This window comes from Citrobacter sp. JUb117 (assembly GCF_024809055.1).
GTDB lineage: Bacteria > Pseudomonadota > Gammaproteobacteria > Enterobacterales > Enterobacteriaceae > Citrobacter > Citrobacter gillenii.
Genome location: NZ_JANUFB010000006.1, coordinates 1 through 23,625 on the forward strand (window position 1 = coordinate 1; position 23,625 = coordinate 23,625).

At 52.0% G+C, this 23,625-nt stretch carries 22 protein-coding genes; 14 read left to right on the top strand and 8 right to left on the bottom strand.

Annotated elements, in window-relative coordinates:
• Positions 1–425: 425 nt before the first annotated feature.
• On the top strand, positions 426–1,130 hold the full coding sequence (locus tag M2374_RS14450; RefSeq protein WP_096758963.1) for a FadR/GntR family transcriptional regulator: 705 nt from the start codon (positions 426–428) through the stop codon (positions 1,128–1,130).
• A 1-nt stretch (position 1,131) separates the two neighbouring features.
• Positions 1,132–2,559, top strand: a complete 1,428-nt coding sequence (gene mdtD / locus M2374_RS14455) for a multidrug transporter subunit MdtD (protein WP_096758964.1) — start codon at positions 1,132–1,134, stop codon at positions 2,557–2,559.
• Here mdtD and rbsR read toward each other — a convergent pair.
• The 7 genes from rbsR to kup all read right to left on the bottom strand — a co-directional run bounded on the left by rbsR (position 2,525) and on the right by kup (position 10,466).
• Positions 2,525–3,517 (bottom strand): ribose operon transcriptional repressor RbsR, encoded by a 993-nt coding sequence (gene rbsR / locus M2374_RS14460; protein WP_181688607.1) that lies wholly within the window; start codon positions 3,515–3,517, stop codon positions 2,525–2,527. The two genes, mdtD and rbsR, sit on opposite strands and share 35 nt — an antisense overlap.
• Before the next feature lie 3 nt (positions 3,518–3,520).
• The gene (gene rbsK, locus M2374_RS14465; protein WP_181688608.1) at positions 3,521–4,450 is read right to left on the bottom strand and encodes a ribokinase; all 930 of its coding nucleotides are present in this window, start codon (positions 4,448–4,450) and stop codon (positions 3,521–3,523) included.
• 137 nt (positions 4,451–4,587) lie between these two features.
• On the bottom strand, positions 4,588–5,478 hold the full coding sequence (gene rbsB / locus M2374_RS14470; RefSeq protein ID WP_096758967.1) for a ribose ABC transporter substrate-binding protein RbsB: 891 nt from the start codon (positions 5,476–5,478) through the stop codon (positions 4,588–4,590).
• A 24-nt stretch (positions 5,479–5,502) separates the two neighbouring features.
• The gene (gene rbsC, locus M2374_RS14475; RefSeq protein WP_096758968.1) at positions 5,503–6,468 is read right to left on the bottom strand and encodes a ribose ABC transporter permease; all 966 of its coding nucleotides are present in this window, start codon (positions 6,466–6,468) and stop codon (positions 5,503–5,505) included.
• A 5-nt stretch (positions 6,469–6,473) separates the two neighbouring features.
• Positions 6,474–7,979, bottom strand: a complete 1,506-nt coding sequence (gene rbsA, locus M2374_RS14480; protein ID WP_096758969.1) for a ribose ABC transporter ATP-binding protein RbsA — start codon at positions 7,977–7,979, stop codon at positions 6,474–6,476.
• Positions 7,980–7,986: 7 nt separating this feature from the next.
• Positions 7,987–8,406 carry a D-ribose pyranase gene (rbsD, locus tag M2374_RS14485; RefSeq protein WP_061075803.1) on the bottom strand — a complete coding sequence of 140 codons (420 nt, stop codon included), beginning with the start codon at positions 8,404–8,406 and terminating at the stop codon, positions 7,987–7,989.
• Between the two features lie 191 nt (positions 8,407–8,597).
• A complete protein-coding gene (kup, locus tag M2374_RS14490) occupies positions 8,598–10,466 on the bottom strand; it encodes a low affinity potassium transporter Kup (RefSeq protein WP_096758970.1) in 1,869 nt (622 codons plus the stop codon).
• A 328-nt stretch (positions 10,467–10,794) separates the two neighbouring features.
• On the opposite strand from kup, the gene ravA reads away from it, so the two are divergent.
• Together ravA and viaA are read left to right on the top strand one after the other, a co-directional pair.
• Positions 10,795–12,291 carry an ATPase RavA gene (ravA, locus tag M2374_RS14495; protein ID WP_181688609.1) on the top strand — a complete coding sequence of 499 codons (1,497 nt, stop codon included), beginning with the start codon at positions 10,795–10,797 and terminating at the stop codon, positions 12,289–12,291.
• Positions 12,285–13,736: an ATPase RavA stimulator ViaA gene (gene viaA, locus M2374_RS14500; RefSeq protein WP_117342610.1), complete on the top strand. Its 1,452-nt coding sequence runs from the start codon at positions 12,285–12,287 to the stop codon at positions 13,734–13,736. The genes ravA and viaA overlap by 7 nt, the downstream gene beginning before the upstream one ends.
• A 3-nt stretch (positions 13,737–13,739) precedes the next feature.
• Here viaA and asnA read toward each other — a convergent pair whose 3' ends face one another.
• On the bottom strand, positions 13,740–14,732 hold the full coding sequence (gene asnA / locus M2374_RS14505; RefSeq protein ID WP_096758973.1) for an aspartate--ammonia ligase: 993 nt from the start codon (positions 14,730–14,732) through the stop codon (positions 13,740–13,742).
• Positions 14,733–14,883: 151 nt separating this feature from the next.
• Here asnA and asnC point away from each other — a divergent pair, with 151 nt between their 5' ends.
• From asnC to atpA, 10 genes are all read left to right on the top strand, one after another.
• Positions 14,884–15,342 carry a transcriptional regulator AsnC gene (gene asnC / locus M2374_RS14510; RefSeq protein ID WP_045449013.1) on the top strand — a complete coding sequence of 153 codons (459 nt, stop codon included), beginning with the start codon at positions 14,884–14,886 and terminating at the stop codon, positions 15,340–15,342.
• Between the two features lie 88 nt (positions 15,343–15,430).
• Complete coding sequence (gene mioC / locus M2374_RS14515; RefSeq protein WP_181688610.1) at positions 15,431–15,880, top strand: FMN-binding protein MioC; 450 nt, start codon at positions 15,431–15,433, stop codon at positions 15,878–15,880.
• Positions 15,881–16,252: 372 nt separating this feature from the next.
• Positions 16,253–18,142, top strand: coding sequence for a tRNA uridine-5-carboxymethylaminomethyl(34) synthesis enzyme MnmG (gene mnmG / locus M2374_RS14520; protein WP_096758975.1), 1,890 nt, complete (start codon positions 16,253–16,255; stop codon positions 18,140–18,142).
• A 105-nt stretch (positions 18,143–18,247) separates the two neighbouring features.
• Positions 18,248–18,871, top strand: coding sequence for a 16S rRNA (guanine(527)-N(7))-methyltransferase RsmG (rsmG, locus tag M2374_RS14525; protein ID WP_115259873.1), 624 nt, complete (start codon positions 18,248–18,250; stop codon positions 18,869–18,871).
• A 615-nt stretch (positions 18,872–19,486) separates the two neighbouring features.
• Positions 19,487–19,867, top strand: coding sequence for a F0F1 ATP synthase subunit I (gene atpI / locus M2374_RS14530; protein WP_096758977.1), 381 nt, complete (start codon positions 19,487–19,489; stop codon positions 19,865–19,867).
• Positions 19,868–19,874: 7 nt separating this feature from the next.
• Positions 19,875–20,690, top strand: coding sequence for a F0F1 ATP synthase subunit A (gene atpB / locus M2374_RS14535; RefSeq protein WP_096758978.1), 816 nt, complete (start codon positions 19,875–19,877; stop codon positions 20,688–20,690).
• Between the two features lie 46 nt (positions 20,691–20,736).
• The gene (gene atpE, locus M2374_RS14540; protein ID WP_000429386.1) at positions 20,737–20,976 is read left to right on the top strand and encodes a F0F1 ATP synthase subunit C; all 240 of its coding nucleotides are present in this window, start codon (positions 20,737–20,739) and stop codon (positions 20,974–20,976) included.
• Positions 20,977–21,035: 59 nt separating this feature from the next.
• Positions 21,036–21,506 (top strand): F0F1 ATP synthase subunit B, encoded by a 471-nt coding sequence (atpF, locus tag M2374_RS14545; protein ID WP_003827022.1) that lies wholly within the window; start codon positions 21,036–21,038, stop codon positions 21,504–21,506.
• Between the two features lie 14 nt (positions 21,507–21,520).
• On the top strand, positions 21,521–22,054 hold the full coding sequence (gene atpH / locus M2374_RS14550; RefSeq protein ID WP_096758979.1) for a F0F1 ATP synthase subunit delta: 534 nt from the start codon (positions 21,521–21,523) through the stop codon (positions 22,052–22,054).
• A gap of 12 nt (positions 22,055–22,066) precedes the next feature.
• Positions 22,067–23,608, top strand: a complete 1,542-nt coding sequence (gene atpA, locus M2374_RS14555; RefSeq protein WP_003827026.1) for a F0F1 ATP synthase subunit alpha — start codon at positions 22,067–22,069, stop codon at positions 23,606–23,608.
• Positions 23,609–23,625: the final 17 nt, after the last annotated feature.

Consider the following 23,625-nt stretch of genomic DNA (forward strand, 5'->3'; position numbering starts at 1 on the left):
GACTTGGTATTCATTTTTCGTCTTGCGACGTTAAGAATCCGTATCTTCGAGTGCCCACACAGATTGTCTGATAAATTGTTAAAGAGCAGTGCAACGCGGCTTTCGCTCACCGTTGCGAGGTCCCGTATAATACGTTTTCCTCATTCAGAGTCAAGCATTTCTTTCCGCTTTTCTCCGCAGGGTTCTCAGTGGAACCCCGCTGACCCGGCGGCTTGTAATCCGTTGTTCCGTGTCAGTGGAGGCGCATTATAGGGAGTTATTTCAGGCTGACAAGAGGAAATTTAAAATAACTTTCTGAGTGCGCGTTATTTCACCAAAACTGTCTTTAACATGCCATAAAATAAGCAATCTGCCGTTTTTGCAACCGCAATCACACTTCCTGATGGCATACTAATGAATAAGAGAAAGAGTAAGGAAGAACATTCATGCCTTTAAATGCCCAACAGCTAGCCGCACAGAAAAACCTTTCCTATGTTCTGGCCGAAAAGCTGGCTCAGCGAATATTAAAAGGTGAGTACGCGCCAGGCGCCATCCTACCAGGTGAAATAGAACTGGGCAGCCAGTTCGGTGTGAGCCGTACAGCGGTAAGGGAAGCGGTAAAGACATTAACGGCAAAAGGTATGGTATTACCGCGCCCGCGTATTGGTACTCGCGTTATGCCACAAGCAAACTGGAACTTTCTCGATCAGGAACTGCTCACCTGGTGGATGACGGAAGATAATTTCCCTCAGGTCATCAAACATTTTCTGGTGATGCGCATTAGCCTGGAGCCTCAAGCCTGTTTACTGGCGGCGACTATCGGCACAGCAGAACAAAAAGCACATCTGACTACGTTAATGGAAGAGATGGTCGAGCTGAAAAGGAACTTTAAGCGCGAGCGCTGGATTGAGGTTGATATCGCCTGGCATGAGCACATCTATGAAATGAGTGCGAATCCATTTCTGATCTCCTTTGCCTCGTTATTCCATTCCGTCTACCAGACCTATTTTACCTCTATTACCTATAACGACGTAGTAAAGCTGGATTTGCATCAGGCTATTGTCGATGCCATAGAGGAGAGCGATGGCGATCGCGCCTTCACCGCCTGTCAGGCATTGCTGATAGCTCCTAACGATCTCCCGGATAAATAACATGCCTGAAAAGAAATCGCGCAGTATGGCCGGACTGCCATGGATCGCAGCCATGGCCTTTTTTATGCAGGCATTAGACGCCACCATCCTTAATACTGCGTTACCCGCCATCGCGCACAGCCTCAACCGCTCCCCACTCGCCATGCAGTCTGCCATTATCAGCTACACCCTGACGGTAGCGATGTTGATCCCGGTAAGTGGCTGGCTGGCTGACCGCTTCGGCACCCGACGTATCTTTATGATTGCCGTGAGTCTGTTTACTCTGGGTTCACTTGCCTGTGCACTCTCCGGCTCTTTAACCCAACTGGTTATTTTCCGCGTGATACAAGGCATTGGTGGTGCAATGATGATGCCGGTTGCCCGCCTGGCGCTATTACGCGCCTACCCGCGCAGTGAGCTGCTCCCGGTCCTTAACTTCGTGACTATGCCGGGACTGGTGGGACCCATTTTAGGTCCGGTCCTGGGCGGAGTACTGGTCACGTGGGCCAGCTGGCATTGGATCTTCTTGATTAATATTCCGATTGGCATCGCCGGCATCTTCTACGCCCGCAAATATATGCCTAACTTCACGACGCCGCGCCGCCGTTTTGATATGACTGGCTTCTTTCTCTTTGGTCTGAGTCTGGTACTGTTCTCCAGCGGCGTGGAGTTGTTCGGTGAAAAGCTTGTCGCCAGTTGGGTCGCCCTCAGCATTATTCTTGGTAGCATTTTGCTGCTGCTCGCTTACATCCGCCACGCGCGCCGCCATCCCACACCGTTAATTTCTCTGCCAATCTTTAAGACCCGCACCTTCTCGGTCGGTATCGCGGGAAACCTTGCCACACGTCTGGGAACGGGGTGTGTCCCTTTCTTAATGCCGCTGATGTTGCAGGTAGGCTTTGGCTACCCGGCGCTAATAGCCGGTTGCATGATGGCGCCGACGGCGCTGGGATCTATTCTGGCGAAATCGATGGTGACGCAGGTTCTGCGTCGTCTTGGCTACCGCACCACGCTGGTCGGCGTCACGGTATTTATCGGCCTGATGATTGCGCAGTTCTCTTTGCAATCTCCCGCGATGCCAGTCTGGATGCTGATCCTGCCGCTGTTCATTTTAGGTATGGGAATGTCCACCCAGTTTACTTCAATGAATACCATTACCCTTGCGGATCTAACCGATGATAATGCCAGTAGCGGCAACAGCGTGTTAGCCGTCACGCAGCAGCTGTCAATCAGCTTAGGGGTAGCGATTAGTGCCGCCGTACTGCGTGTCTATGAAGGCATGGAAGGAACCAATACGGTAGAACAGTTCCACTATACCTTTATTACGATGGGCGCGATTACGGTGATATCAGCGCTGATGTTCATGCTGCTAAAAGCCAAAGATGGCCGCAACCTGATCAATGATCGGCATAAGTCTAAACCGACCCCCGCACCATCAGAACAGGAGTAAGCTGCAGGCGCTGTTGCTGTAAAGCGGGCTGCGCCATGCGGTGGATTAATACGTCGATGGCTAGCTCACCCAGTTCATCTTTCGGTTGATGAATTGTGGTGAGCGGCGGCGTCATGTAGCGCGCCAGTTCGATATCATCATAGCCCACGACCGCCATATCCTGCGGAATGCGCAATCCTGACTGATACAGAGCCTGATACGCCCCCACAGCCATTGCATCATTGCCCGCAAAAACAGCCTGTGGTCGCTGGTTATGTAACAACAGCGTTTGCATGGCTTCAAACCCACCGCCGAACTCAAAATCACCGGTGATCTCATAGCCCTGAGGAATATCCAGCCCTGCACGCTTCATCGCTTCCCGGTATCCCTCCAGCCGCAAACGTGCCGGCGTTTTATCCAGTGGACCGGTAATACAAGCTATGCGCGTAAAACCCTTATCAATGAGATGCTGAGTTGCCAGATCGCCACCCAGCAGGGAATTGTCCTGAATCAGGTCACTTTCCCCTTCAAAGGGTGACCAGTCCATCATCACGGTGGGAATAGAAGGGTAGCGCTGCATGATCTCCATGGAAGGCTGATGGGTTTCAGTGCAGAGCAGCAGTAAGCCGTCCACCCGCTTTTGCATCAGCGTCTCCAGATTACGATTCATGCGCTGTTCATCGCCTTCGGTGTTGCACAAAACCAGACTGTAGCCGCGCTCAAAACAGCTACGCTCAACGCCGCGTACCAGTTCTGAATAGAAGGGGTTGGTACTGGCTGTGATTAACATGCCAATGGTGCGAGTCTGATTCAACTTGAGGCTACGCGCCAGCGCGGAAGGCGCGTAGTTAAGCTTTTTAATCGCAGCGTCAACTTTGCCGGTGATAGCCTCGCTGACAAAGCGATCTTTATTAATGACGTGAGAAACCGTCGACGTGGAAACACCCGCCAGGCGGGCAACGTCCTTCATTGTAGCCAAGCGTTACCTCTGCTGACCTAAAAACGCCTCAATTTCTTCGCGCCACGGAACGGAAGGTTGTGCACCTTTACGCGTTACCGCAATCGCCGCGGCCGCATGCGCAAAGCGAATCGCCTCAGGCAACGGTGTATCTTCCAGTAACGCGGTAATTAACGCACCGTTAAAGGTATCACCGGCAGCGATGGTATCAACGGCGTCCACTTTAAAACCAGGAACACGATGACCTTCACCGTTTACGCTAGCCCACACACCACGACTTCCTAAGGTAATCAGTACGGTGTGAATTCCCTTTGCGTGCAGCGCCAGCGCTGCTTTAGCGGCATCTTCATCGTTTTCTACCCGGATCCCGGTCAGCTTTTCAGCTTCCGTTTCATTCGGGGTAATGATATCTACCAGCGACAGCAGTTCGTCAGGGAGTTCACGAGCCGGAGCCGGATTAAGCGCGACCGTCGTATTATGTCGACGCGCAATTTTTGCCGCAGCCAGTACGCTTTCAATGGGCGACTCTAACTGCATCAGTAAGGCCGAGGCCTGCGCAATACGGTCATGTTGAGCTTCCACTAACGCAGGAGAAAGTGCGGCATTCGCCCCGGCATGAATAGCGATAACGTTCTCGCCTTCCGCATTAACAAAAATCAGCGCCACGCCGGTCGCTTCGCCAGAAATCACGCTAACAGGCGCAATATCGATGTTATCGCTGGCTAATTGTTTACGTACACGCTCACCAATATCGTCATCTCCTGTACAGGCAATGAAGGCGATATTCGCACCACTACGACCCGCAGCAACCGCCTGGTTCGCGCCTTTTCCGCCAAATGCGACCTGATAGTGGCTACCGGTTACGGTTTCGCCAGGTGTCGGAAAAGAGTTAAGGTTAAGGATGTGATCGGCATTAATGCTGCCAAGTACAACGAGGTTGCCTGCGGTTTTCATGTTCGGAATTCCAAGTCAAAGTGCGCCACCGGGTTAGGGTGGCGCGTGCCCTGCTTTTCTTTTTACGCTTTCATCTTCAACGCTCTGAGGATGGCGTATTTATGTCACCATCAGGTCGCGAGCGGCCTGAATCGCTATTACTGCTTGATGACCAGCTTCAGGTCAACCGGATATTTAGCCTGAACCTTCTCGCCCTTCAGTACCTTATCCGCAATATCAACGCCTTTCGCGCCAATCTGATCCGGTAACTGAGCGATGGTCGCAGCCAGTTTGCCATCATTTACCGCTTTTTCGCCATCAGGCGTGCCGTCAAATCCAACCACCATCACATCAGATTTACCCGCCGTTTGCAGAGCACGCAGCGCGCCCAGTGCCATTTCATCGTTCTGAGCAAATACGGCCTGCACATCAGGATGCGCGGTCAGCAGGTTCTGCATAACGTTCAGACCTTTGGTACGGTCGAAATCTGCCGGCTGGCTAGCCAGCACGTTAAATTTGTGTGCCGCAACGGCCTGCTGGAAACCTTCGCCACGCTCACGCGCCGCCGATGTTCCGGCAATACCCTGCAGTTCGATAACTTTCGCACCTTCGCCTGCTTTCTTCGCGATGTAGTCACCGGCAATTTTACCGCCCAGCACGTTATCAGACGCAATATGGCTGACAACGTCCCCTTTGGTTGCCTGACGGTCCAGGGTGATCACCGGAATTTTCGCCTGGTTAGCCATCTTCACGGCATTACCCACGGCATCGGAGTCGGTTGGGTTAATCAGCAGAATTTTGGTTCCACGCACGGTTAAGTCCTGAACGTTCGCCAACTCTTTCGCCGGGTTGTTCTGCGAGTCCAGAATCACCAGGTTATAACCCAGCTTATCGGCTTCTTTTTGCGCCCCATCCTTCAGAGAGACAAAGAACGGGTTGTTAAGGGTAGAGACCACCAGCGCAATGGTATCTTTTGCCATCGCATTCGCGCTCACGGTGGCACTCAGCGCAACAGCAGAAACCAGGGTAGCCAGTTTTTTCATGTTCATATTTAAGATGTCCTGTAGTCGTTGTTACTGCTTTTTGTTGTCTACCAGTACCGCCAGCAAAATGACCACTGCTTTAACGATCATCTGGTAATAGGAGGAAACACCTAACAAATTCAAACCATTATTGAGGAAACCGAGAATCAGTGCGCCGATCAGCGTACCAACAATACGTCCTTTACCGCCCGCAAGGCTGGTGCCGCCTAATACCACCGCCGCGATAGCATCCAGCTCATAGCCGGTACCCGCCGTCGGTTGCGCTGAGGAGAGACGCGCCACTTCGATGATGCCTGCCAGCGATGCCAGCAGCCCACAGAGTGAATAAACGATAATTTTGATCTTATTGACGCTGATACCGGACAGACGCGTTGCCGCTTCGTTACCGCCCAGCGCATAAATATATCGACCCAGACGGGTATGGTGCAGCATGTACCACGCGGCCAGGAAGACAATCCCCATGATCCATACTGGCGTAGGGACGCCTAACGGACGACCAATACCAAACCAGCCAAACAGATCGGCATTGTCGGTAAAGCCGGTGTTTACCGGACTGCCGTTGGTGTACACCATGGTGACGCCGCGCAGCAGCAGCATCATCACCAGCGTGGCGATAAACGCCTGCACGCGGCCTTTTGCCACAATAACGCCAGTCACGGCACCAACTGCCGCACCTAACGCCAGCGCAGCGGCAACGGCCACCAACGCGTTGACTTCAAGACCCACAATCGAAGCAGCAACGGCACCGGTAAGCGCCAGTAGCGAACCCACAGACAGATCGATACCCGACGTCAGAATAACCAGCGTCATACCAACGGCCATGATGGCGTTAACCGACGTTTGCTGGAGAATGTTGAACAGGTTATTAACGGTAAAAAAGTTGGGGCTCATGGTGGAAACAATCGCGATCAGCACTAACAGAGCGATGAGCGACTTTTGCTCCAGAAGCCATGCTTTAGTGAAATAACGGCGACCAGAAACAGCCTGGGTAGTCATCTTTTTTACTCCTGATTCACGCGATTAAGCTTGCCCACAGCGGCAGCCATTAATACTTCCTGAGTGGCCTGCTCGCGAGTGAATTCACCGCCGAGATGCCCTTCATGCATGACGATAATGCGATCGCTCATGCCCAATACTTCTGGCATCTCCGAAGAGACCAGAATGATGCTCAGCCCATCAGCCTTAAACTGGTTGATTAGCTGGTAAATCTCTTTTTTAGCCCCAACATCCACGCCGCGCGTGGGTTCATCGAGGATCAGCACTTTGGGCCGGGTCATCAAACCACGCGCAATCGCCACTTTTTGCTGATTGCCACCGGAGAGCAGGCCGATTGCCTGTTCCATCGAGGGCGTTTTCACATTGAACAGACGGATAAAATCGCCCACCGCCTGCTGCTCATCTTTGTGTTTCAGACTGCCGCCCGCACGGCTGAAGTAACGCAATGCGGTCAACGACATGTTCTCTTTCACCGACATGCCCAGCACTAAGCCGTCGCGTTTGCGGTCTTCAGAAATATAGACGATGCCGTTGGCCAGCCCATCCTGTTCAGAACGCGTAACCACTTCATGCCCGTCAAGCGTGACGTAACCACTGGTGCGCGGCAGCGCGCCGTATAGCACTTTCATCAATTCGGTACGTCCGGCACCCATCAGACCCGACACGCCAAGGATCTCACCTTTACGCAGCGTGAATGACACATCATGCACTCCAGGGCCGCACAAGTTATCGACCTTCAGGCGCACATCGCCAGGTGCTTTATCCAGCCGCGGGTACTGATCTTCCAGCTTACGTCCCACCATCATTTCAATGAGTGAATCTTCGGTCAGTGAGGCCACTTCACGTTCGGCAATAAACTGCCCATCACGGAACACCGTCACATCATCACAAATTTCGAAAATCTCTTTCATGCGGTGAGAAATATAGACAATGCCGCGTCCCTGAGATTTAAGTTCACGGATCACGCGGAACAGGGATTCGGTTTCGGTATCCGTCAACGCATCCGTCGGTTCATCCATAATGATGACCCGGGATTCAAAGCTCAGCACTTTGGCGATTTCAACCATCTGCTGATCGCCAATCGATAGCTCACCGACCAGCTTGTCGCTTTTAAAACGCAGATTAAGTTTAGCCAGCAACTGGTCTGCTTCGGCATACATCTTCTTCCAGTCGATTTTGCCAAAGCGATTCACAAACTCACGGCCGAGGAAAATGTTCTCGGCGATGGTGAGTTGCGGGATCAGGTTCAGTTCCTGGTGAATGATGCCGATCCCTGCTTCCTGAGAGGATTTAGGACCGTTAAAGGTGGTTTCTTTCCCCAGCCACAATAACGAACCGGCATCACGAGTGTAGATACCAGTCAGGACTTTCATCATGGTGGATTTGCCCGCGCCGTTTTCGCCCACCAGCGCCATAACGCGGCCGGAGTAAACATTCAACGCGGCGCCGGATAGCGCTTTAACGCCCGGGAACGCTTTATCGATCCCTTTGAGTTGCAGTAGTGCGTTCATGATGGCCTCAGAACGTGACGCCAGCACAAAGAATGATATTCGCATACGGAGAACATTCTCCGCTGCGAATTACCGCCTGACTGTCTGCGGTTTGTTTTTTGAATTGTTCATGCGTGGTGTAACGAATTTCTATGGTATTTCCCTGGTGTTGTTGCAGTTGCTCAATGTGGCTGAGCAACGTTTCGTGGAGTTGCGGATTATGTTGTTTGATTTCCGTCGCGAGAATGGCCGACTCGACCTGCATTTCACGCGTGACCACGTCCAGTACCTGCATAAAAGAAGGTACGCCCTGGGTTAATGCCATATCGATACGCGTAGTACTATTTGGGATGGGTAAACCCGCATCACACACCACCAGCGTATCGGTATGCCCCAGACGGGAGATCACCGATGAAATTTCAGAGTTGAGTACCGTGCCTTTCTTCATTTTCTTTCCCCACTAGCGAAACGTTTCGCTGGTGATAAGTTTAGTCTGAAGAATGCACATAAAACCACCATGACGTTACGAAAATGTGATCGTCATCGAAACGTTTCGCAAGCCGTATCATCAGAAGAAAGGAAAATGTGAGGGGGAAAACAAAACGCCCCCTTTCATGAAGAAAGAGGGCGTCGGTAACGTTAAATCTCGACCTGCGTCCCGAGCTCAATCACCCGGTTAGGTGGGATCTCAAACTGGTCCGGTGCACGTAGCGCATTGCGCTGCAACAGCAGATACAATTTGCCGCGCAGGCGTAAATACCACGGACGTTTGCCGACAATCAGCGACTCGTGCGACATGAAGAACGAGGTTTCCATCATCCGACAGCTTAGGCCTTCCAGCCCGCAGCGATGGAACACTTCCTCTACGTTTGGTGTTTCGCGCCAGCCGTAGCTGGCCACCACGCGCCAGAAGGTCGGCGACAGCTGCTCAATTTGCACCCTACGCACATTATGAACATACGGCGCATCTTCTGTACGCAGAGTCAGCAGGATCACGCGTTCATGCAGCACCTTGTTATGTTTGAGGTTATGCAGAAGCGCAAACGGGATGACATTCATGGCACGGGACATATACACCGCTGTGCCAGGCACGCGTACCGGCGGCGATTTCTCCAGAGAAGCAATCATCGCCTCCAGAGAATTACCGTGTTCATGCATACGACGCAGCAGACGGAAGCGCTCGCTTTTCCAGGTGGTCATGATGGTGAACATCACCAGACCCAGCGTCAGCGGCAGCCAACCACCAGAAATCAGCTTATCAAGGTTCGCGGAGAACAGCGGAATATCAATGCACAGGAAGGCCACCAGAATCAGGAACACAAAGTATTTATTCCAGTGCCAGTTTTTGCGCGCCACGGTTGTCGACAGAATAGACGTCAGCACCATCGTCCCCGTCACCGCAATACCGTACGCGGCGGCCAGGTTACTGGAGTGCTCAAAGCTGACAATCACAATCACCACGGCGATGTACAGCATCCAGTTGACGAACGGAATATAGATTTGCCCTGACTCCATCTCTGAAGTATGGATGATACGCATCGGCGACAGATATCCCAGACGTACCGCCTGCCGCGTCAATGAGAATACACCAGAGATCACCGCCTGCGAGGCAATAACCGTGGCCAGCGCGGCAAGGATCAGCAGGGGAATCAATGCCCAGTCCGGAGCCAGCAGGAAGAACGGGTTTTTGATCGCTTCCGGATGTTTTAACAGCAATGCACCCTGGCCAAAATAGTTCAGCACCAGCGAAGGTAACACTACAGAAAACCACGCCAGGCGAATGGGGAACTTACCAAAGTGGCCCATATCCGCGTACAGCGCTTCAACGCCGGTGATCGACAGCACCACCGCGCCCAGCGCAATAAACGACAGCGTTTTATATTCGAGGAAGAAATGCACCGCCCACATTGGGTTTAACGCCTGCAGCACTTCCGGGTTAGCAATAATGCTACGTACGCCCAACACCGCCAGCACCAGGAACCAAACCAGCATAATAGGTGCAAAAAGCTTACCCACGGTACCAGTACCGTGCTTTTGAATCATAAACAGCAGTGTCAGGACAATAATAGAGAGCGGAACAATCCAGGTATCCAGTTGCGGTGCCACGATCTCCAGACCTTCGATCGCCGACATCACCGAAATAGCCGGCGTAATCACCACCTCACCATAGAAGAAGCTGCCGCCTATCAACCCCATAATGACCAGCATTGAGGTCGTTCGCGCCGACGTATTACGCCCGGCCAGTGACATTAGCGTCAGGATCCCGCCTTCTCCGGCGTTATCCGCACGCATGACAAACGTCAGGTACTTGATGGAGACAACAAAGATCAGCAACCAGAAAATCAGCGAGAGAAAACCAAACACGGCATCACGTTCAACGCCAAAACCGAACTGCCCAGACAAACATTCACGGAGTGTATAAAGTGGGCTGGTACCAATATCACCGTAGACAACCCCAATAGCTGCAAGGGTAATCGCAGACAATGATTGCTTATTATCAGTGCTCATAGACTCGTCTTTCGTTTATACACGTCATTCTTCAGGCCGCTTCCATTGGCTTCACTCGTTATTCCGCCCATCCCAGGAGATAACTCATTTACCGTCTTCGTGCAGCTTGATTGATTTGGTGTATATATAAGAAATGTGTGCGTAGTCCCTTGGCCCACAAAAAGGCGCACAGTATGCACGATTAATCGCAAAATCGTACCCCTAAATGAGACCAGATTAATCTGGCTCAAAGAAAAATAAGCGCACCTTCAGTCTATTACTGCACTGGTGTGAAGCATCTATACTCGCAGTTTACGCAGTACATTTGGCGAAAGGACGCCACTTCATTATGGCTCACCCACATTTATTAGCGGAAAGAATTTCCCGTCTGAGCAATGCGCTGGAAAAGGGACTCTATGAACGTAGCCACGCCATTCGTCTGTGCCTGCTGGCGGCGCTTAGCGGTGAGAGTGTGTTCTTACTCGGCCCGCCAGGGATCGCAAAAAGCTTAATTGCACGTCGGCTGAAGTTTGCGTTTAAAAATGCGCGCGCTTTCGAATATTTGATGACGCGCTTCTCCACGCCAGAAGAAGTCTTCGGCCCGCTATCTATTCAGGCCCTGAAAGATGAAGGGCGCTATGAGCGCTTAACGGCGGGTTATCTTCCCGAAGCTGAAATCGTTTTTCTGGATGAAATCTGGAAGGCGGGCCCGGCCATCCTCAACACCCTGCTGACCGCCATTAACGAACGCCACTTCCGCAACGGCGCGTTTGAGGAAAAAATCCCGATGCGTCTGCTGGTGGCGGCCTCTAACGAACTGCCTGAAGCAGACAGCAGCCTGGAAGCACTGTACGACCGTATGCTAATTCGCCTGTGGCTGGACAAGGTGCAGGACAAGGCCAACTTCCGCTCCATGTTGTTAAGCCAGCAGGATGAAAGCGACACCCCTGTTCCGGCAACGTTACAGGTGACCGATGAAGAGTATTACCAGTGGCAAAAAGATATCGGCACCATCACGCTTCCCGATCGCGTCTTTGAGTTGGTCTATACGCTGCGCCAGCAGTTGGATGCACTACCGAACGCTCCTTACGTCTCTGACCGTCGCTGGAAAAAAGCGATCCGCCTGTTGCAGGCCAGCGCCTTCTTTAGCGGACGTGATGCGGTTGCGCCTATCGATCTTATCCTGTTGAAAGATTGCCTGTGGTACGACGCACAAAGCCTGAATCTGATGCAGCAGCAGATTGAAATATTGATGACCGGACACGCCTGGCAGCAGCAATCAATGCTAACGCGCCTCGGCGCGATTGTGCAGCGCCGCCTCCAGTTACAGCAGCAACAGAGCGATAAAACCGCCTTTACCGTTATTCGCCAGGGTGGGATGTTCAGCCGTCGTCCACATTATGATTTACCTGCAGACGTTAATACGGCGGTAGTGACGTTGCTGCTACAAAAGCCTTTAAAACTGCATGATATGGACGTTATTCATATTGCGTTTGAGCGTAGCGCGCTGGAGCAGTGGCTGACCAAAGGCAGTGAGATCCGCGGCAAGCTAAACGGCATAGGCTTTGCCCAGATGCTGAATATGGAAGTCGACAGCGACCAGCACCTGGTCGTGCGCGACGTCAGCTTACAAGGCTCCCGCCTGGCACTTCCGGGTTCATCGAAAGAGAATATGCCCAGCGAGATAAAAGAGCAGCTTGAGGCGCTCGATACCGAGTGGCACCAGCAGCACCGCGGGTTTAGCGAACAGCAAAAATGTCTGTTTATCCATAGCGACTGGTTAGGCCGGATTGAAGCCAGCCTGCAAGACGTTGGCGAGCAGATCCGCCAGGCACAGCAATGCTGACGCTTGATACGCTGAATATCATGTTGGCGGTAAGCGAAGAGGGGATGATCGAAGAGATGATCCTCGCGCTGCTGGCCTCCCCACAGCTGGCGGTTTTTTTTGAAAAATTCCCCCGGCTAAAGAAGGCGATAGCCAACGATCTTCCCCGCTGGCGCGAGGCATTACGCAACCGTCTGAAAGATACCCGCGTACCGCCGGAACTGACGGAAGAAGTGATGTGCTACCAGCAAAGTCAGCTCCTTTCCACCCCGCAGTTTATCGTCCAGTTACCGCAAATATTAACGCTACTGCACCGGTTACATTCCCCCTATGCCGGGCAAGCCCAACAATTGGTTGATGGCAACAGTACATTCACTCCCGCGCTGCACACGCTGTTTTTACAACGCTGGCGTTTAAGCCTGGTGATTCAAACCACCACGCTGAATCACCAGTTGCTGGAAGAAGAACGCGAACAGTTGCTCAGTGAAGTTCAGGAACGTATGACGCTGAGCGGACAGCTGGATCCGGTGCTGGCGGAAAACGACACCGCCGCAGGCCGTTTATGGGACATGAGCGCCGGTCAAATCAAGCGCGGCGATTACCAGTTGATCGTGAAGTACGGTGATTTCCTGACGCAGCAGCCCGAACTCCAACGCTTAGCCGAACAGTTGGGACGCTCCCGGGAAGCCAAATCGGTTCCGCGGAAAGATGCGCCAATGGAAACCTTTCGCACGCTGGTACGCGAACCCGCCACCGTCCCGGAGCAGGTTGATGGCATCCAACAAAGCGACGATATTCTGCGTTTACTCCCTCCGGAGCTGGCGACCCTTGGCATCACCGAACTGGAATATGAGTTCTATCGGCGGCTGGTGGAAAAACAGCTGCTGACATACCGCCTGCATGGCGAAGCCTGGCGTGAAAAAGTCACCGAGCGCCCGGTCGTGCATCAGGATTTTGACGAGCAGCCTCGCGGACCATTTATTGTCTGCGTGGATACGTCGGGTTCAATGGGAGGATTTAATGAGCAGTGCGCGAAAGCCTTTTGTCTGGCGCTAATGCGCGTAGCCCTTGCCGATAACCGTCGCTGCTACATCATGTTATTTTCGACTGAAGTTGTGCGCTACGAACTGTCTGGTCCACAGGGCATTGAGCAGGCGATCCGTTTCTTAAGCCAGCGTTTTCGCGGCGGTACGGATATTGCCAGCTGTTTTCGCGCCATTATTGAAAGGATGCAGGGACGGGAGTGGTTTGATGCTGACGCGGTCGTGATTTCGGATTTTATCGCTCAGCGATTGCCTGATGAAGTAGTGAGTAAAGTTGGGGAGTTACAGCGGGTGCATCAACACCGTTTTCATGCGGTTGCGATGTCAGCCCATGGCAAACCCGGCATCATGCGCATTTTCGATCATATCTGGCGCTTTGATACCGGGATGCGAAGCCGCCTGCTCAGACGCTGGCAGCGTTAATACTTACAGCAGGGAGTCGACGCTTTCACGGACCTGCGCCGGCCATACGCCGCACTGTACCTGACCAATATGCGGCAACTGCAGCAACAACATGGTCAAACGTGACTGACCAATACCGCCGCCAATGGTCTGCGGCATTTCGCCACGCAGCAGCGCCTGGTGCCATTCCAGACTCAGGCGATCTTCGTCGCCCGTCAGGGAAAGCTGGTGTTTCAACGCATCGGCATCCACACGGATCCCCATGGAAGACAGTTCAAACGCATCTTCAAGAACCGGGTTCCAGACCAGAATATCGCCGTTCAGACCGGCGTAACCCAGCTCGGAAGCCGAACTCCAGTCATCATAATCCGGCGCACGTACGTCATGACGATGACCATCGCTGAGCTTGCCGCCGATCCCCACCAAGAATACCGCACCCAGATCTTTCGCGATGGCGCGTTCACGCCCTTTGGCATCAAGATCCGGATAACGCGCTAACAACTCCTGGCTGTGAACAAAATGGATCTGCTCTGGCAGGAACGGTGCCAGACCAAATTCTTTGCTTACCGCCGCTTCGGTCGCCTTAATTCCCGCCCAGATAGCCTCTACCGTGCTTTTCAGGGTGGAGAATTGACGCTCACCATCGCCCATTACGCGCTCCCAGTCCCACTGGTCCACATAGACCGAGTGAAGCGGAGAGAGACGGTCTTCATCCGGGCGCAGGGCTTTCATGTGCGTGTACAGCCCCTCACCCGCGCTGAAGTCGTGTTGTCCCAGCGTTTGACGCTTCCACTTCGCCAGTGAATGCACCACTTCGAACTGGGCGTCTGGCAAAGCTTTCACTTTCACCTGCACCGCTTTTTCACAGCCCGACAAGTTATCCTGCGTGCCATCTCCTACACGGCTCAGGATCGGTGCCTGGACTTCAATCAGCCCCAGACGCTCTTCCAGTTGGCGAGAAAAGTGAGATTTCACGAAGCTAATTTGACGTTGTTTGGCAATGTAAGCGGTTTTCATTATGTTTACTCCTGTGTCCTGTTGCCTATGATTAAGCAACAGAATGCGGTCAATATTCAATAATCAACAAACAAAAAGCCTCATTAGATTTTAATTCGTTAAAATAAACCGCTAAAATAGAGCGAATCATCAATCTACATAAGAAAAACCTATGGAAAATTATCAGATCGACAATCTGGACCGCGGCATTCTCGACGCCCTAATGGAAAATGCCCGTACAGCCTACGCTGAACTGGCTAAACAGTTTGGTGTCAGCCCGGGGACGATCCACGTGCGCGTAGAGAAGATGAAACAGGCTGGGATCATTACCGGGGCGCGCATTGACGTCAGCCCCAAACAGTTGGGCTATGACGTTGGCTGTTTTATCGGCATCATCCTGAAAAGCGCGAAGGACTATCCGTCCGCATTGGCCAGACTGGAAAGCCTTGATGAAGTAACCGAAGCGTATTACACCACCGGGCACTACAGCATCTTTATTAAGGTCATGTGCCGATCCATCGACGCCTTACAGCAGGTACTTATCAACAAGATCCAAACAATCGATGAAATTCAGTCCACTGAAACCTTGATCGTCCTGCAGAACCCGATTATGCGTACTATTCGTCCATAATCGTTTTTTTTAATCCCCTATTTTTCCACAGGTAGATCCCAGCTCGCTCACAGCGTACAATACGCACTCTTTATAGAGGTGGGCGAGCATGGCAGACATTACTCTTATCAGCGGCAGTACCCTTGGCGGTGCTGAATACGTTGCAGAACATCTGGCTGAAAAGCTGGAGGATGCAGGTTTTTCAACCGAAACCTTGCACGGCCCGCAGGTCGAGGAGCTTTCAAGCTGTGGCATTTGGCTGGTGATCAGCTCAACGCACGGTGCGGGAGACATTCCGGACAACCTGCTTCCCTTCTATAACGATCTTCAGTCTCAGAAACCCGACCTTTCCCAGGTTCGTTTTGGTGCAATCGGCATTGGCAGTTGCGAATATGACACCTTCTGTGGCGCGATCGATAAATTACAGACTGAACTGACCGCGTCTGGTGCAAAACAGATAGGCGAAACACTCAAGATCAACGTCCTCGAACACGACATTCCGGAAGATCCAGCAGAAGTTTGGCTCGGATCCTGGATTAATTTACTCAAAAACGTGTAAAGATCGTGCGATCGAGTGTGGATAACTCTGGTAGTAAGCTTGGATCAACCGGTAGTTATCCAAAGAACAACCGTTGTTCAGTTTTTGAGTTGTGTATAACCCTTCATTTTGATCCCAGCTTATACGGACCAGGATCACCGATCATTCACAGTTAATGATCCTCAGCAACGTGTTGATCTTATTCAGAGGATCGCCCTTATCCACAGAACATCGCGATCCTAATAAGAGATCACAATAAAACAGATCTCTAAATAAAAAGATCTTCTTTTTAATACCCAGGATCCAAGGTCTTTCTCGATCGACTAAAGTTGAGTAGAATCCACGGCCCGGGCTTCAATCCATTTTCACACCGCGTTATGCGAGGCAATTACCATGTTTTATCAGGATCCTTTTGACGTCATCATCATTGGCGGGGGTCATGCAGGCACCGAGGCCGCGATGGCCGCGGCGCGAATGGGTCAACAGACCCTGCTGTTGACACACAATATCGACACTCTGGGACAGATGAGCTGCAACCCGGCGATCGGCGGTATTGGGAAAGGACACCTGGTAAAAGAAGTGGATGCGCTCGGTGGGCTGATGGCCAAAGCGATCGACCATGCAGGCATTCAGTTTAGGATACTAAACGCGAGCAAAGGACCGGCGGTGCGCGCCACCCGTGCTCAGGCAGACCGCGTGCTGTATCGCCAGGCCGTTCGTACTGCTCTGGAGAATCAGCCAAACCTGATGATCTTCCAGCAGGCGGTTGAAGATCTGATTGTGGAAAACGATCGTGTTGTCGGGGCAGTGACCCAAATGGGACTGAAGTTCCGTGCCAAAGCCGTAGTCTTAACGGTCGGAACCTTCCTCGACGGTAAAATTCATATCGGTCTGGACAACTACAGCGGTGGCCGTGCAGGCGATCCGCCGTCTATTCCGCTGTCACGCCGCCTGCGCGAACTGCCGCTACGCGTCAGCCGCCTGAAAACAGGTACACCACCGCGAATTGATGCGCGTACTATCGATTTCAGCGTGCTGGGTCAGCAGAACAGCGATAACCCCATGCCGGTCTTCTCGTTCCTTGGCGACGTCTCTCAACACCCGCGCCAGATGCCGTGTTATATCACGTATACCAACGAGAAAACCCATGACGTGATCCGCAATAACCTCGATCGTAGCCCGATGTATGCTGGCGTGATCGAAGGGATCGGCCCACGCTACTGCCCGTCGATCGAAGACAAAGTGATGCGCTTTGCCGACAGGAACCAGCATCAGATTTTCCTCGAGCCGGAAGGACTGACGTCCAACGAAATTTACCCGAACGGTATCTCCACCAGCCTACCGTTTGATGTGCAGATGCAAATTGTCCGCTCAATGCAGGGGATGGAAAACGCCCGAATCGTCCGCCCTGGCTACGCGATTGAGTATGATTTCTTCGATCCGCGCGACCTAAAACCGACTCTGGAAAGCAAATTTATTCAGGGCCTGTTCTTTGCCGGACAAATCAACGGTACAACGGGTTACGAAGAAGCCGCTGCGCAAGGTTTACTTGCGGGCCTCAACGCTGCTCGCCTGTCAGCCGACAAAGAAGGCTGGGCGCCTGCGCGTTCTCAGGCCTATCTCGGCGTGCTGGTGGACGATCTCTGCACGCTGGGTACCAAAGAACCGTACCGCATGTTTACCTCACGAGCGGAATACCGTTTGATGCTGCGTGAGGACAATGCCGATCTCCGTCTGACCGAAAAAGGACGCGAGCTGGGTCTGGTGGATGATGCACGCTGGGCGCGCTTCAATGAAAAACTGGAGCGCATTGAACAAGAACGTCAGCGTCTGAAATCGACTTGGGTGAACCCATTAGCCGAGACTGCTGCAGAAGTGAACGCTTACCTGGCGACCCCGTTGTCACGTGAGGCCAGCGGTGAAGATCTTCTGCGTCGCCCGGACGTAACCTACGCGCAACTGACGTCGTTGTCAGCGTTTGCACCAGGCCTTGACGATGCTCAGGCCGCTGAACAGGTTGAGATTCAAGTTAAGTACGAAGGCTATATCGCTCGCCAGCAGGACGAGATCGAAAGACACCAGCGTAATGAAAACACCCTGTTGCCTGCGACCCTGGATTATCGCCAGGTATCCGGCTTGTCGAATGAAGTCATTGCCAAGCTGAACGATCACAAACCGGTGTCTATCGGTCAGGCATCGCGCATATCTGGCGTTACGCCTGCCGCCATCTCCATTTTGCTGGTATGGCTGAAAAAACAAGGTATGCTGCGCCGCAGCGCTTAATGACACACTATTTTGGCGGGGGCGCTTTGCTTGCCCGCCCTACAAATTTGTAGGCCCGGTCAGCGTTAGTGCCATCGGGCAAATTATCATCAACAGGTAACGACCGTGCTCAACAAACTCTCTCGTCTGCTGGCCGATGCCGGTATATCTCTTACCGATCACCAGAAAAATCAGCTGATAGCGTATGTCGATATGCTGCATAAATGGAACAAAGCGTACAACCTGACGTCGGTGCGTGATCCCAACGACATGCTGGTACGTCATATTCTGGACAGCATTGTCGTTGCGCCACATCTGCAGGGAGAACGTTTTATTGACGTTGGTACGGGTCCTGGGCTGCCGGGTATTCCGCTCTCCATTGTACGTCCAGATGCGCATTTCACTCTGTTAGACAGTTTGGGGAAACGCGTACGCTTCTTGCGTCAGGTGCAGCATGAACTCAAGCTGGAAAACATCACCCCGGTACAAAGTCGGGTTGAGGATTTTCCTTCGGAACCGCCTTTTGATGGCGTGATCAGCCGCGCTTTCGCTTCGCTGAACGATATGGTGACCTGGTGCCATCATTTACCGGGTCAAAACGGACGCTTTTACGCGTTGAAGGGGCAGTTGCCTGAGGATGAAATTGCCTCTTTGCCTGCTGAGTTCAGCGTCGAGTCGGTTGAAAAATTACGCGTTCCACAACTGGATGGCGAACGTCATCTGGTGGTGATTAAGCCAAACAAAATTTAATATTTGTCAAAAAAAATAGAAATAAAACGGTGCGTCAGGCGTTAAAAAATAGGGGTGATCGTGTGGTTAAATGTTGTTACATTTCACCGGTGACTTACTGTTTTGCATCATAACTATAACGTACCGTTTTTTGTTAAAAGTGAAACAAGTCAACTGTGAAAATATCAGGCTGCTAAAAATAGAACCTAACAATCATCGGTGTGTGTTAATTTTTTATTATAAATGTCAATGAGTGGTGTTTTTGTTGTTAGGCGCTATTTTTAAAAGAGTGATGATTTTTAGGCTTAAATATCAAAAAGATGAAAAGGCATCATTTGCCACGCAATTTAATTATGCGAAGGTGAATATGTTCAATATGTGATCTGCCGCACGCTTTTCAGCCAGTGTTTACGCGGTATTTGCAGTTTTGCATGATCGTTCACAGTTTGCCAAAAAGTAATAAATGTGGCCCAGAGAAAAATATTTAAACATTTATTCACTTTTTAGCTACTTATTGTTTGAAATCACGAAGGCGCACCGTATAATTTGTCCGCTTTTTGATGCTTGACTCTAAGCCATAAAGAACGTTTTATACGACACGCGGCGTACCTCGAAGGGAGCAGGAGTAAAAACGTGATGTCTATGTCGCTCTTGAGTCGAAACGTTGCACGTAAGCTTTTGCTCACACAGCTTCTGGTGGTAATGGCAAGTGGATTGCTGTTTAGCCTCAAAGACCCTTTCTGGGGCATCTCCGCATTGTGCGGTGGATTGGCAGTGTTACTGCCTAATATGTTGTTTATGATATTTGCCTGGCGTCACCAGGCACATACACCAGCAAGAGGTCGAGTGGCCTGGTCGTTCGCCTTCGGCGAAGCCTTCAAGGTGTTAGCGATGCTGGTTTTGCTGGTGGTGGCGTTGGCGGTTTTGAAGGCGGTATTTACGCCGCTGATCGTTACGTGGGTTTTGGTGCTGGTGGTTCAGATACTGGCACCGGCTGTAATTAACAACAAAGGGTAAAGGCATCATGGCTTCAGAAAATATGACGCCGCAGGATTACATAGGACACCATCTGAATAACCTTCAGTTGGACCTACGTACATTCTCGCTGGTGGATCCGCACAACCCCCCAGCCACCTTCTGGACGCTCAATATTGACTCCATGTTTTTCTCGGTGGTTCTGGGTCTGTTGTTCCTGCTTGTGTTCCGTAGCGTGGCCAAAAAGGCAACCAGCGGCGTACCGGGTAAATTTCAGACCGCGATTGAGCTGGTAATCGGCTTTGTACATGGTAGCGTGAAAGACATGTACCATGGCAAAAGCAAGCTGATTGCTCCGCTGGCCCTGACGATTTTCGTCTGGGTATTCCTGATGAACCTGATGGATTTACTGCCTATCGACCTGCTGCCGTACATCGGCGAGCATATCTTTGGCCTGCCGGCTCTGCGTGTGGTTCCGTCTGCTGACGTGAACATCACCCTGTCGATGGCACTGGGCGTATTTATCCTCATTCTGTTCTACAGCATCAAAATGAAAGGCATCGGTGGCTTCACGAAAGAGTTGACGCTGCAGCCGTTCAATCACTGGGCGTTCATTCCTGTCAACTTAATCCTTGAAGGGGTAAGCCTGCTGTCCAAACCAATCTCTCTTGGTTTACGACTGTTCGGTAACATGTATGCCGGTGAGCTGATTTTCATTCTGATTGCTGGTCTGTTGCCGTGGTGGTCACAGTGGATCCTGAATGTGCCATGGGCCATTTTCCACATACTGATTATCACGCTGCAAGCCTTCATCTTCATGGTTCTGACGATTGTCTATCTGTCGATGGCGTCTGAAGAGCATTAATTTACCAACACTACTACGTTTTAACTGAAACAAACTGGAGACTGTCATGGAAAACCTGAATATGGATCTGCTGTACATGGCTGCCGCTGTGATGATGGGTCTGGCGGCAATCGGTGCTGCGATCGGTATCGGCATCCTCGGGGGTAAATTCCTGGAAGGCGCAGCGCGTCAACCTGATCTGATTCCTCTGCTGCGTACTCAGTTCTTTATCGTTATGGGTCTGGTGGATGCTATCCCGATGATCGCTGTAGGTCTGGGTCTGTACGTGATGTTCGCTGTCGCGTAGTAAGCGTTGCTTGAATTAAGAGCAATATCAGAACGTTAACTAGATAGAGGCATTGTGCTGTGAATCTTAACGCAACAATCCTCGGCCAGGCCATCGCGTTTGTCCTGTTCGTTCTGTTCTGCATGAAGTACGTATGGCCGCCATTAATGGCAGCCATCGAAAAACGTCAGAAAGAAATTGCTGACGGTCTTGCTTCTGCGGAACGAGCACATAAGGATCTTGACCTTGCAAAGGCCAGCGCGACCGACCAGCTGAAAAAAGCGAAGGCGGAAGCTCAGGTAATCATTGAGCAGGCGAACAAACGTCGCGCTCAGATCCTGGACGAAGCCAAAACTGAAGCAGAGCAGGAACGTACTAAAATCGTGGCACAAGCGCAGGCGGAAATTGACGCCGAACGTAAACGTGCTCGCGAAGAACTGCGTAAGCAAGTCGCTATCCTGGCTGTTGCTGGCGCCGAGAAGATCATCGAACGTTCCGTGGATGAAGCTGCTAACAGCGACATCGTGGACAAACTTGTCGCTGAACTGTAAGGAGGGAGGGGCTGATGTCTGAATTTATTACGGTAGCTCGCCCCTACGCCAAAGCAGCTTTTGACTTTGCCGTTGAGCACCAGAGCGTTGACCGTTGGCAGGATATGCTGACGTTCGCCGCTGAGGTGACGAAGAACGAACAAATGGCAGAGCTTCTCTCTGGCGCGCTGGCGCCGGAAACGCTCGCTGAGTCGTTTATCGCAGTCTGCGGTGAGCAGCTGGACGAAAGCGGCCAAAACCTGATTAAGGTAATGGCTGAAAATAACCGTCTGAATGCGCTCCCGGATGTTCTTGAGCAGTTTATTCACCTGCGTGCAGCCAGTGAGGCTATCTCTGAGGTAGAAGTCACTTCTGCCAATGCACTGAGTGATGAGCAGCTTGCGAAGATCAGCGCCGCGATGGAAAAACGTCTGTCACGCAAAGTTAAGCTGAATTGCAAAATCGATAAGTCTGTAATGGCGGGCGTAATCATCCGTGCGGGTGATATGGTCATTGATGGCAGCGTACGCGGCCGTCTTGAGCGCCTTGCAGACGTCTTGCAGTCTTAAGGGGACTGGAGCATGCAACTGAATTCCACCGAAATCAGCGAACTGATCAAGCAGCGCATTGCTCAGTTCAGTGTTGTGAGCGAAGCTCATAACGAAGGTACTATTGTTTCTGTAAGTGACGGTGTTATCCGCATCCACGGCCTTGCCGATTGTATGCAGGGTGAGATGATTTCCCTGCCGGGTAACCGTTACGCTATCGCACTGAACCTGGAGCGCGACTCCGTAGGTGCAGTTGTGATGGGTCCATACGCTGACCTCGCCGAAGGCATGAAGGTTAAGTGTACGGGTCGTATCCTTGAAGTTCCGGTAGGCCGTGGCCTGCTGGGTCGTGTGGTGAACACTCTGGGTTCCCCAATCGACGGTAAAGGTCCGGTTGATAACGATGGCTTCTCGCCAATCGAAGTTATCGCACCGGGCGTAATCGAACGTCAGTCCGTCGATCAGCCGGTACAGACCGGTTATAAATCCGTTGATGCCATGATCCCAATCGGACGTGGTCAGCGTGAGCTGATCATCGGTGACCGTCAGACCGGTAAAACCGCGATGGCTATCGATGCGATCATCAACCAACGTGACTCCGGCATCAAATGTGTGTACGTGGCTATCGGCCAGAAAGCGTCCACCATTTCTAACGTGGTTCGTAAACTGGAAGAGCACGGCGCACTGTCCAACACTATCGTTGTTGTGGCTACCGCGTCTGAATCTGCTGCACTGCAATATCTGGCACCGTATGCTGGTTGCGCAATGGGCGAATACTTCCGTGACCGCGGTGAAGATGCACTGATCGTTTACGATGACCTGTCCAAACAGGCTGTTGCTTACCGTCAGGTTTCCCTGCTGCTGCGTCGTCCGCCAGGACGTGAAGCATTCCCAGGCGATGTATTTTACCTCCACTCCCGTCTGCTGGAGCGCGCATCCCGCGTTAACGCTGAATACGTTGAGAAGTTCACCAATGGTGAAGTTAAAGGTAAAACCGGCTCCCTGACCGCTCTGCCGATTATCGAAACCCAGGCGGGTGACGTTTCTGCGTTCGTTCCGACCAACGTAATCTCAATTACCGATGGTCAGATCTTCCTGGAAACCAACCTGTTTAACTCCGGTATTCGTCCGGCGGTTAACCCAGGTATCTCCGTATCGCGTGTAGGTGGTGCAGCGCAGACCAAGATCATCAAGAAACTGTCCGGTGGTATTCGTACCGCGCTGGCACAGTATCGTGAACTGGCCGCGTTTTCTCAGTTCGCTTCCGACCTGGATGAAGCTACGCGTAAGCAGCTGAGCCATGGTCAGAAAGTCACTGAGCTGCTGAAGCAGAAACAGTATGCCCCAATGTCTGTTGCACAACAGGGTGTGGTGTTGTTTGCGGCTGAACGCGGTTACCTCGAAGATGTGGAACTGGCGAAAATCGGTAGCTTTGAAGCCGCTCTGCTGGCTTACGTCGACCGTGATCACGCTCCGCTGATGCAAGAGATTAACCAGTCCGGTGGCTATAACGATGAAATCGAAGGCAAGCTGAAAGCTATCCTCGATTCCTTCAAAGCAACCCAGTCCTGGTAACGTCTGGCGGTCTGTCC

Coding starts and splice junctions, on each gene's coding strand:
- kup (WP_096758970.1), bottom strand. CDS start 10,466: ATGAGCACTGATAATAAGCAATCATTGTCTGCGATTACCCTTGCAGCT.
- atpI (WP_096758977.1), top strand. CDS start 19,487: ATGTCTATGTCGCTCTTGAGTCGAAACGTTGCACGTAAGCTTTTGCTC.
- M2374_RS14450 (WP_096758963.1), top strand. CDS start 426: ATGCCTTTAAATGCCCAACAGCTAGCCGCACAGAAAAACCTTTCCTAT.
- rbsK (WP_181688608.1), bottom strand. CDS start 4,450: ATGAAAACCGCAGGCAACCTCGTTGTACTTGGCAGCATTAATGCCGAT.
- atpH (WP_096758979.1), top strand. CDS start 21,521: ATGTCTGAATTTATTACGGTAGCTCGCCCCTACGCCAAAGCAGCTTTT.
- ravA (WP_181688609.1), top strand. CDS start 10,795: ATGGCTCACCCACATTTATTAGCGGAAAGAATTTCCCGTCTGAGCAAT.
- asnC (WP_045449013.1), top strand. CDS start 14,884: ATGGAAAATTATCAGATCGACAATCTGGACCGCGGCATTCTCGACGCC.
- asnA (WP_096758973.1), bottom strand. CDS start 14,732: ATGAAAACCGCTTACATTGCCAAACAACGTCAAATTAGCTTCGTGAAA.
- mdtD (WP_096758964.1), top strand. CDS start 1,132: ATGCCTGAAAAGAAATCGCGCAGTATGGCCGGACTGCCATGGATCGCA.
- viaA (WP_117342610.1), top strand. CDS start 12,285: ATGCTGACGCTTGATACGCTGAATATCATGTTGGCGGTAAGCGAAGAG.
- rbsA (WP_096758969.1), bottom strand. CDS start 7,979: ATGAACGCACTACTGCAACTCAAAGGGATCGATAAAGCGTTCCCGGGC.
- atpE (WP_000429386.1), top strand. CDS start 20,737: ATGGAAAACCTGAATATGGATCTGCTGTACATGGCTGCCGCTGTGATG.
- rbsD (WP_061075803.1), bottom strand. CDS start 8,406: ATGAAGAAAGGCACGGTACTCAACTCTGAAATTTCATCGGTGATCTCC.
- atpA (WP_003827026.1), top strand. CDS start 22,067: ATGCAACTGAATTCCACCGAAATCAGCGAACTGATCAAGCAGCGCATT.
- atpB (WP_096758978.1), top strand. CDS start 19,875: ATGGCTTCAGAAAATATGACGCCGCAGGATTACATAGGACACCATCTG.
- mnmG (WP_096758975.1), top strand. CDS start 16,253: ATGTTTTATCAGGATCCTTTTGACGTCATCATCATTGGCGGGGGTCAT.
- rbsB (WP_096758967.1), bottom strand. CDS start 5,478: ATGAACATGAAAAAACTGGCTACCCTGGTTTCTGCTGTTGCGCTGAGT.
- rbsC (WP_096758968.1), bottom strand. CDS start 6,468: ATGACTACCCAGGCTGTTTCTGGTCGCCGTTATTTCACTAAAGCATGG.
- mioC (WP_181688610.1), top strand. CDS start 15,431: ATGGCAGACATTACTCTTATCAGCGGCAGTACCCTTGGCGGTGCTGAA.